This window comes from Mesorhizobium sp. P2_C7 (assembly GCF_056404515.1).
In genome coordinates this window covers 101,074-109,908 of the sequence record NZ_JBFUDW010000021.1, presented here as the reverse complement: position 1 = coordinate 109,908, position 8,835 = coordinate 101,074, and the positions used below count along the sequence as shown (strand labels likewise).

General features: G+C 63.6%; 7 protein-coding genes and 1 pseudogene. 3 read left to right on the top strand and 5 right to left on the bottom strand.

All coding sequences use genetic code 11. The features are described 5' to 3' along the window. The 3 genes and pseudogenes from AC1D2G_RS31990 to AC1D2G_RS31980 all read right to left on the bottom strand — a co-directional run. A pseudogene (locus AC1D2G_RS31990) lies at positions 1-115 on the bottom strand (cobalamin-binding protein); the annotation flags it as partial. Positions 116-211: 96 nt separating this feature from the next. Further along, positions 212-1,861, bottom strand: coding sequence for an ABC transporter substrate-binding protein (locus AC1D2G_RS31985; RefSeq protein WP_095086675.1), 1,650 nt, complete (start codon positions 1,859-1,861; stop codon positions 212-214). A 43-nt stretch (positions 1,862-1,904) separates the two neighbouring features. After that, positions 1,905-3,455, bottom strand: a complete 1,551-nt coding sequence (locus tag AC1D2G_RS31980) for a trimethylamine methyltransferase family protein (RefSeq protein WP_477226400.1) — start codon at positions 3,453-3,455, stop codon at positions 1,905-1,907. A gap of 92 nt (positions 3,456-3,547) precedes the next feature. On the opposite strand from AC1D2G_RS31980, the gene AC1D2G_RS31975 reads away from it, so the two are divergent. Then, positions 3,548-4,450, top strand: a complete 903-nt coding sequence (locus AC1D2G_RS31975) for a LysR substrate-binding domain-containing protein (RefSeq protein ID WP_477397086.1) — start codon at positions 3,548-3,550, stop codon at positions 4,448-4,450. Positions 4,451-4,503: 53 nt separating this feature from the next. Here AC1D2G_RS31975 and AC1D2G_RS31970 read toward each other — a convergent pair whose 3' ends face one another. Beyond that, positions 4,504-4,812, bottom strand: a complete 309-nt coding sequence (locus AC1D2G_RS31970) for a putative quinol monooxygenase (protein WP_457152315.1) — start codon at positions 4,810-4,812, stop codon at positions 4,504-4,506. A 112-nt stretch (positions 4,813-4,924) separates the two neighbouring features. On the opposite strand from AC1D2G_RS31970, the gene AC1D2G_RS31965 reads away from it, so the two are divergent. Together AC1D2G_RS31965 and mutL are read left to right on the top strand one after the other, a co-directional pair. Further along, positions 4,925-5,887 carry a GlxA family transcriptional regulator gene (locus tag AC1D2G_RS31965; RefSeq protein ID WP_477419017.1) on the top strand — a complete coding sequence of 321 codons (963 nt, stop codon included), beginning with the start codon at positions 4,925-4,927 and terminating at the stop codon, positions 5,885-5,887. Positions 5,888-5,946: 59 nt separating this feature from the next. After that, a complete protein-coding gene (gene mutL / locus AC1D2G_RS31960; RefSeq protein ID WP_477419015.1) occupies positions 5,947-7,830 on the top strand; it encodes a DNA mismatch repair endonuclease MutL in 1,884 nt (627 codons plus the stop codon). A gap of 80 nt (positions 7,831-7,910) precedes the next feature. On the opposite strand, the gene AC1D2G_RS31955 is transcribed toward mutL, so the two are convergent. Continuing rightward, entirely contained in the window at positions 7,911-8,804 is an 894-nt protein-coding gene (locus AC1D2G_RS31955) for a DMT family transporter (RefSeq protein WP_457151732.1), read from the bottom strand. Positions 8,805-8,835 lie beyond the last annotated feature (31 nt).

The following is an 8,835-nucleotide window of genomic DNA, read 5'->3' as shown; positions in this document are numbered from 1 at the left end:
GGATGTTGGTGCCTTCCTCGATCTCTTCCTTCAGCCCGTCATAGAGATCGTCGTGCATCTGCTGCACCAACTCGTCGTCGGAAAGTTCGGAAAGGATGATCTCGTCGTCGGACATTTTGCCTGCGCCAATTGCTTGTCAGTGATTTACGGGCCGCCGGCACCTTTTGTCATAGGTGCCGGCGGCATTTGCTTGCAAGTCTCGGGAGTTAAATCAGGCGTCGAGCCAAACGTTCTGGAAGTCCATTTCGTAGGTCTGGTGCATTCCGTAGTTCTTCACCTTCTTGCTCATGTGGCAGTAGAGCTTCTGCCAGAACGGCTGGATGATGACGCCGGAATCCTGCAGGATCTGCTCGACGTCCTTCATCACCTCCTTGCGCTTGGCAGGATCGGCCAGCGAAAGCGCCTGCTTCAGCTTGGCGTCGAAATCGGGGTTGGCATAGGCCGTTTCGTTCCAGGCCTCGCCCGAGCGATAGCCGAGCGCCAGCACCTGGACGCCCAGCGGCCGCATGTACCAGATGGTCATCGAGTACGGATACTTCGTCCAGTCGTTCCAGAAGGTCGAGCCCGGCAGCACCGTACGCTTCACCTTGATGCCGGCATCGCGCAATTGGCCGGCGATCGCATCGCCGGTGTTCTTCTGCCATTCGTCCTCGACGGTGATCAGCTCGTGCTCGAAGTCGGCCTGCCCGGCATCCGCCATCAGCTTCTTGGCGGCGGCGGCATCGCGTGTCTTCTTGGGCAGCGGATAGTATTCCGGATGGATCGGGGCGACGTGGTGGTTCTCGCCAACCGTGCCGAGCCCGGCGTAGCCGAGTTGCATGACGGCATTGTTGTCGACGGCCATCTGGAGCGCATTGCGCACCCGCTGGTCGTCATAGGGCTTGTGGGTGATGTTGGTGCGGGCAACGAGCGTGGTCGCCGTCGCGACCTCCGATTTCACCAGATCCATCTTGTCGAGGGCGTCAATGAAGTCGGCCGGCGTTTCGAAATCGAGGTCGATCTCGCCAGATTCGAAGGCATTCAGCGTGGCGTTGAAGTCGGTGCCGTAGTCGATGAACTCGACACCGTCGAGCGGTGTTTCACCGCCCCACCACTTGCCGTTCTCGCGACGCTTGACGATCGCCTTCGAACCCACTGCATAAGACACCAACTCGAAAGGTCCGGTACCGATCGGCTTCTTGATCGGGTCGGCGCCATCCTTATCGAAGTCGCGATGCACGACCAGCGCCGGATAGTCGGTGAAGCCCGGTATGATCGCGATGTCGGGTTCGGTCAGCTTCAGCTTGACCGTGAGGTCATCGACCTTGGTGATAGCGCCATCCCTGGCCTTGCCGGTCTTTGTGTCGATCAGCGCGCCGACGCGTGCCGCCATGGAATTGCCGGAAGCACCCTTCTCGCACCAGCGGTTCAGATTGGAGACCACGTCATCAGCGTTGAAGGCATCGCCGTTGTTCCAGGTGATGCCTTTGCGCAGATGCAGGGTGTATTCGGTGGCGTCGTCATTGACGTCCCAGCTTTCGAGCAGGACCGGCTCGAAAGTGAACTGGTGCGTATAGCGGACGAGCGGCTCCAGCCAACAACGGGTGACGTTTGCCATCTCGGTCCAGTCATAGGTGCGCGGATCCTTCTGCGCCTTGACCGACATCGCGACATGCAGCGTTCCACCCTTTTTCGGTTCATCGGCCAGGGCCTTTGTCGGCGCGGCAAGGCCGATCATACCATAGGCGAAAGCCGTCGACGCGCCGAAGGCGCTGGCCAGCGCCAGGAATTCGCGCCGGTCCATGCGGCCTGCACGCGTCTCTTTCGCCATTGTCTCGATAGCGCCCGGCACGCGGTCGCCATTGCTTCTGAAGAGCGTCATGTTTTCCTCCCTTGGTTGTTCCGTCAGGTCTTCGCCTGTCACATCAACTAACGCTGTTCGGCAGTTTTTCCTCACGCCGCGCGATAAAATCCTTGAGACCCTCGGCGATGCCCTCGTCGAGCTTCGGCTCCTCATAGTCGGCCAGCATGTTGCGCGCCTTCTCGCGGCCGCGCGTGTCGTGGTCCTTCGCGCCTTCGGCCTTCCACTGTTCGTACGAATTGAAGTCCATGATGGTGGGCATGAAGAAAGCGGACTCGAAATGTTCGAGCGTGTGCTGGGTGCCGAGGAAATGGCCCTGCGGCCCCACCTCGCGGATCGCCGCCATCGCTTCCTTGAAATCGTCGAACGGAAGGCCGCCTGCATATTTGTACCAGCCGATAAGCTGCTCGCAGTCGGTGGCGAATTTCGAATAGCCGCAGGTGAGCCCCGCCTCCAGCCATCCGGCCGAGTGCCAGATGTAGTTGGCGCCGGCGAGGATGGCGGCGTGCATCAGCATGTTCGCCTCGTAGCCGGCCTGGGCGTCATTGAGCTTCGAGCCGACATGGAAGCCGGACGTGCGCCAAGGCAGCCGGTATTTCCGCGCCAGCGCGCCCATCAGGTACATCATCTGGGCGGCCTCCGGCGTGCCGCCCATCGGCGCCCCGGTCTTCATGTCGACCGTCACCATGAACTGGCCGTAGATCTGCGGCGACCCCGGACGCAGGAGCTGCGTGAAGGCGACGCCAGCGAGCGCTTCTGCATTGACTTGCGCGACCGCGCCGACGGCAGAGGCCGAGGTCGAGGCGCCGCACAGCGCGAAGGGCGCCAGGATCAACGGCTGGTTGTTGCGCGCATAGACCTTCATGGCGTCCAGCATGGTGGCGTCCCACACCAGCGGCGAGTTGCAATTGGTGATCGACACCAGCACCGGGTTGTCGCGGACGAACTCTTCGCCGAACACGATGCCGGCCATCGCCATCGTGTCTTCGGCGCGTTCCTTCGAGGTGACGATGCCCATGAACGGCTTGTCGGAGTGCTTCAGCGCCGAATGGATGATGTGGAGGTGACGCTTGGGCACTGCAATTTCCATCGGCTCGCAGATGACCGAGCTCGACGAGTGCAGCGCCGGCGCCATGTAGGCGAGCTTGTGAAAATTGCTGAGGTCGGCGAGAGAACCGTAGCGCCTGTTGTTGTCGAGGTCGCGCACATAGGGCGCGCCATACATCGGCACGAAGATGGAATTCTTGCCGCCGACGCGGACGGTACGCTCGGGGTTGCGGGCATTGAGGGTGAATTCCGGCGGGACCTTCGAGACCAACTCCATCAAGAGCGCACGGTCGATGCGGACGCGCGTCTCGGATACATCGGCTCCGGCGGCCTTCCACAGGGCGATCGCCTCATCGTCGCGGAATTCACAACCGACCTCTTCGAGGATCAAGAGCGATTCCTGGTGGATCAACTCCACCGCCTCGTCAGGCACCATCTGATAGGCGGGGATCTGGCGCACCAGCGTAGGAAACGAGGCTATGGGAGCGCCGCGTATCGCCTTGCGCCCCAGGCGACCGCCGCTTCTGCGGTTGGCGTGTTCGGTCACTGCAACGGCCGGTTCATTCATGGCAACTCATCCCTCCAACAGCCCGTCAACTTAGCGAGACGGAATATAGCTGTGACGCTGGAAAATCCTGATCTCTTGTATAAACTCTCCTTATGCGAAGCCTGCGCCACCTGCTGCCCTCCGCCGGCAGCCTGATCGTCTTCGAGGCGGCCGGCCGGCTGTCGAGCTTCACCGCCGCCGGGCGCGAGCTCGGCATGACGCAGGCGGCCGTATCCTACGCCGTGCGCGGGCTGGAGGAACAGCTCGGCGCCAAGCTCTTCCAGCGCCGCCACCGCCAGGTTCTCCTGACGGAGGCCGGCGAGCGCTTCCACGCCGACGTCTCGCTCGGGCTGTCACATATCCGCAAGTCGGCGGAGGATCTGCGCCTGCAGGCGACCGGCGGCCATGTGACGCTGGCCGCCTCGACCGCCTTTGGCTCGTTCTGGATGATGCCGCGCCTACAGCAATTCCGCGACGAACTGCCGGGCGTTGATCTGCGTATCCAGACCGCCGACCGCGACCTCGATATCATCGCCGAGGGCATCCCGCTCGGCGTGCGCGGCGGCGTGCCGCGCGACTGGCCGGACTATCATTCGCTGTTGCTTGCAGACGAGGAGATCTTCCCGGTCGCGGGCCCCAGCTATCTGGCGAAGTTTGGGTTGCCAGAGACTGTCGCCGAACTCGCCATGCATCGGCTCATCCATCTCGAGGAGCCCTACCGCGAGGCCCCGAACTGGGACGAATGGTTCGCGGCAGCCGGAACCAGCCTCCGTAATGCCGAGCGCGGGTTGCGCATCAATGATTATGCCTTGGTGATTCAGGCGGTCATGGAGGGACAAGGCATCTCGCTCGGCTGGCGGCATCTCGTCGAGCGCCTCGTGGCATCAGGCCTGTTGGTGCCGGTGACGGATCATGTGCTGAGGACCGGCATCGGATTCTACGTCATCTGGCCAAAGAACCGCGAGCTCAGCGACAATGCGCGCAAGGTAAGAGATTGGCTGGTGGCGCAGGCGTAGGCTCGCCAGCGCAATCCGGCGCGTGACCGGATTGCGTTCGCATGCCGAAAGGATCAGACCGAGCCGTCATTCTTAAGGCCGAGCACATCGATCTTGTCGATGGTCGGCGGGCCAACGAACAGCGTTTCGGCATTGGCCATCAGCGCCTTGGCAATCTCGCCGGTGAGATGTGCCTGCCGCCCTGCCTCGTCGTGAAAGGCATCGAACACGCCGAAGACGCTTGGCGAAAGCTGCAGGGCGAACCAGATCGGGGTCCTGGCTTCCTGATTGGCCAGTTGCAGCCCGGTGTTGAGGAACGCGGCGACATCCTTCTCCTTGCCGGGCTTGGCTTCGAAGCGTGCGAACAATGCAAGTTTGATCATTTGTCTTCTCCTCGTCGTTGTGCGGCCAAAGCGGCGGCCGTCGAAGCGACAGTCGCAGCATCGAACCGGAAAGCGTATTGGCAAAAATGACATCTTTGATATCATTGTTGCCATGAACATTTCCGTCCTCGCGCTTGATGGTGTCTTCGACACCGGGCTGGCCACGATGCTCGACGTGTTCGGCACCGCCAATGAGCTGGCAGGGATGCTGGCATCCCCGCCCGGCTGTTTGGCCGTGACCATTGTCGGGGTGAGCGGCACGGTCCACACCGCGCAAGGCCTTCAGGTGCCGGTCGTCTCGATGGGCAGCGAGCTGGAGCCCGACTGGCTGGTGATCCCCGCGATCGGCCAGAAGATGCCCGGCCCGCTTGGCGAGGCGCTGAAGCGAAGCGACATTGCCAAGGCGACCAAGGCATTGCGCGCTGCCGCCGATACCGGCGCGCGCATCGGGGCTGCCTGTATCGGTACTTTCATCCTGGCGGAAACCGGCCTGCTCGACCGTCGGCCGTCAACCACAACCTGGTGGCTCGCACCGATGTTCCGGCAACGCTACCCGCAAGTGCGGCTCGATGCCTCGCGCATGCTGATCAATGACGGGCAGTTCGCAACCGCCGGAGCAGCACTCGGCCACATCGATCTCGCTCTAATGGTCATCCGCCAGACAAGCCCGGAGCTTGCGGCGCTGACCGCCAAATATCTGATCGTCGACAGCCGGCCGCTGCAGTCGGCCTATGCCATCTCGGACCATCTCGCCCATTCGAACCCGCTGGTCGAGCGTTTCGAGCGATGGGCGCGCGGCCATCTTGCAGCCGGCTTCAACCTAGACGAAGCTGCCGCGGAACTGGGAGCCAGCAAGCGCACGCTGTCACGGCGGGTCAACGATGTGCTTGGCAAGACACCGCTGTCCTATTTTCAGGATCTGCGGGTCGAGCAGGCTGTGCATTTGTTGAAGACCACATCCGACAGTGTCGATGAGATCGCCGCCAAGGTCGGCTATGGCGACGGGGTGACGCTGCGCAATCTGTTGCGCCGGCGGCTGCACAAAGGCGTGCGTGAAATCCGTGCCGCGCACTGATCCCCCGCTCTCGCGATATTGCCTCTCCCGCGCCCCCCGAATCCGCCTATACTATCTCCATGCCCATTCGCCAGCTTTCCGAAACGATGATCAACCAGATCGCCGCCGGCGAAGTCATCGAGCGTCCGGCAAGCGTGGTCAAGGAACTGGTCGAGAATGCGCTCGATGCCGGTGCCGGCAAGGTCGAGATCGTCACCGCCGGCGGCGGGCTGAACCTGATCCGCGTCACCGACGACGGCTCCGGCATTCCCGAGCCGGAGCTGGCTCTGGCGATCGCACGTCACTGCACCTCCAAGCTCACCGCGGACATCAACGACATTCGTTCGCTCGGCTTTCGCGGCGAGGCGCTGCCGTCGATCGGGTCGGTGTCGCGGCTGTCGATCCGTTCGCGGACAGCAACAAGTGACAGCGCCGCCGAGATCGGCATCGAGGGCGGCCGCGTCTTGCCCGTCAGGCCGGCGGCAGCCAACCGCGGCACCACTGTCGAGGTGCGCGACCTGTTCTTCGCCACGCCGGCAAGGCTCAAATTCATGAAGGGCGAGCGCGCGGAAAGCTCGGCTACCAGCGACGTGGTCAAGCGCATCGCCATCGCCTTCCCCGCCGTGCGCTTCACATTGGCGGGTTCGGATCGCTCGACCCTGGAATTGCCGGCGACGGACGACAGTCCGGAAGGCAGCCTGCGCCGCGTCGCCCAGGTGATGGGCGCCGAGTTTCCGGACAATTCCATTGCCATCGACGCTATGCGCGAAGGCGTGCACCTGACCGGTCACGTGTCGATCCCGTCCTTCACCCGCGCCAACGCGCTGCAGCAGTATGCCTATGTCAATGGCAGGCCGGTGCGCGACAAGCTGATTGCCGGCGCCATACGCGGCGCCTTCGCGGATGTCTTGCCGCGCGACCGCCATGCGGTGACGGTGCTGTTCCTGACGCTCGATCCGGCCGTCGTCGATGTCAACGTCCATCCGGCCAAGGCCGATGTGCGCTTCCGCGATCCCGGACTGGTGCGCGGGCTGATCGTCGGCGCTGTCCGGCAAGCACTCGCGGATGCCGGCATCCGCGCCGCCACCACGGGCGCCGCCGGCATGATGGCGGCGTTCCGGCCTGGTGCGGCATCCTACGGCCACGGCGGGCCCGCCAATGGCCACCGCAGCTATGAAGCATCCTACCATGCCTCCGGCCCAGCCGGCTTTGATCCGACGCGCTCGCCGCAGCGGCCGCTCGACATGGGGTTCGAAGGGGCGGGTTTCGAGGGCCCCGGTCAGCGCGGCTTGCGCGAAAATGAGCAGGCGGCATTCGATGCCGGCCCGCTGGCCAGCGCCGACGCACGCGCCGGGCAGAGCGAAGCGGCCGAGACGCTGCTTGGCGCGGTGCTGGGTGCGGCGCGCGCTCAGGTGCATGAGAACTATATCGTCGCGCAGACCAGGGATTCGCTCATCATCGTCGACCAGCATGCGGCGCATGAGCGGCTGGTCTATGAGGCGCTGAAGAACGCGCTGCAGTCGCGCGCCGTGCCGTCACAGATGCTGTTGCTGCCGGAAATCGTCGACCTGTCGGAAGAAGACGCCGAACGGCTGGCGATGCATTCCGAGACGCTGGCCCGCTTTGGACTTGGCGTCGAGCGTTTCGGCCCGGGTGCGGTCGCGGTGCGCGAGACGCCGTCGATGCTGGGCGAGACCAATGTCCAGCAACTGGTGCGCGACCTTGCCGACGAGATCGCCGACAACGACACGGTCGACACGCTGAAGGAGCGGTTGGACAAGATCGCGGCCACCATGGCCTGCCACGGCTCGGTACGCTCCGGCCGCCTGCTCAAGGCCGAGGAGATGAACGCGCTGCTGCGCCAGATGGAGGCAACGCCCGGCTCCGGCACCTGCAACCACGGGCGGCCGACCTATATCGAACTCAAGCTCGCGGATATCGAGAGGCTGTTTGGGAGGCGTTAAGTGGATTGGCGGGGAAGGTACGACAAGGGCCACTTTTCAGCGGCCCTTTTCGACTCAAGCAATCCTTATAACTGTCTGATTCATCTCTTCAAATTCACCACGATCACACCGCCCAGCGCCAATGCGCCGCCGAGCATGCCAAGCAGTGTCGGCACTTCGCCCAGCCAGAAGAAGCCGATCAGGGCGGACATGGGCGAAACCAGATAGAGGAAGTTCGACGCACGTGCGGCCGGCAGGCGCGACAGCGCGGTCGCCCAGGCGGCATAGGCGATCAGGCTGGGCACGATGCCGAGAAAGATCACGGCGCCGAGGCCGGCTGCGTCGGCGACCGCTGCCTGCGCGAGGCCGCTCGGCAGGAAGGGCGACAGGCAGAGAGCGCCAAGTATCATGTTCGACGCCGAAATGGTCAGCGGGTGGTGGCGAGCGAAGAGCGGCTTCTGGACGATGGTGTTGACGGCCGAGCAAAGCGCCGAACCCAGCACCAGCAGCGCCCCGGCGTTGAAATGCAAGCCATCCCCATCGCCAATCGCGATAATGCCGATGCCGGCGAAGGAAATGGCGGTGCCGACCCATGCCATGCCGGAAAAGCGTTCGCCAAGCAGCGCCATCGCCATGATGGCGGTGAAGATCGGGCTGACATTGATGATGAAGCCGGCAGCGCCGGCCGAGACTGTCAGTTCGCCGAAATTGAGCATTGCCGTGTACAGCGCCACGAAGATGGCGCCGCCAAAGGCCAGGCGCCACAACTCATCCAGCCTTGGCAGCGCCGGACGCTTGACAGCGAGGAAGATCGCCGCCGGCACCGCGGCGATGGCAAAGCGCAGCGCGCCGAGTTCCAGCGGCCCGAAGGCGGCAAGGCCAGCGCGGATAGCCGGAAAGGCAGAGGCCCAGCCGACCACCGTGAGCGCCACCGCGATGGCTGCCGTGGTGTCCATCCGTTGTGTCGGATTCAACGTGCTGGTCATTGCGCTCATCTCACTGTCCTCGTGATTCTCGTGCCCTGAA

Coding starts and splice junctions, on each gene's coding strand:
- AC1D2G_RS31985 (WP_095086675.1), bottom strand. CDS start 1,861: ATGACGCTCTTCAGAAGCAATGGCGACCGCGTGCCGGGCGCTATCGAG.
- AC1D2G_RS31980 (WP_477226400.1), bottom strand. CDS start 3,455: ATGAATGAACCGGCCGTTGCAGTGACCGAACACGCCAACCGCAGAAGC.
- AC1D2G_RS31975 (WP_477397086.1), top strand. CDS start 3,548: ATGCGAAGCCTGCGCCACCTGCTGCCCTCCGCCGGCAGCCTGATCGTC.
- AC1D2G_RS31970 (WP_457152315.1), bottom strand. CDS start 4,812: ATGATCAAACTTGCATTGTTCGCACGCTTCGAAGCCAAGCCCGGCAAG.
- AC1D2G_RS31965 (WP_477419017.1), top strand. CDS start 4,925: ATGAACATTTCCGTCCTCGCGCTTGATGGTGTCTTCGACACCGGGCTG.
- mutL (WP_477419015.1), top strand. CDS start 5,947: ATGCCCATTCGCCAGCTTTCCGAAACGATGATCAACCAGATCGCCGCC.
- AC1D2G_RS31955 (WP_457151732.1), bottom strand. CDS start 8,804: ATGAGCGCAATGACCAGCACGTTGAATCCGACACAACGGATGGACACC.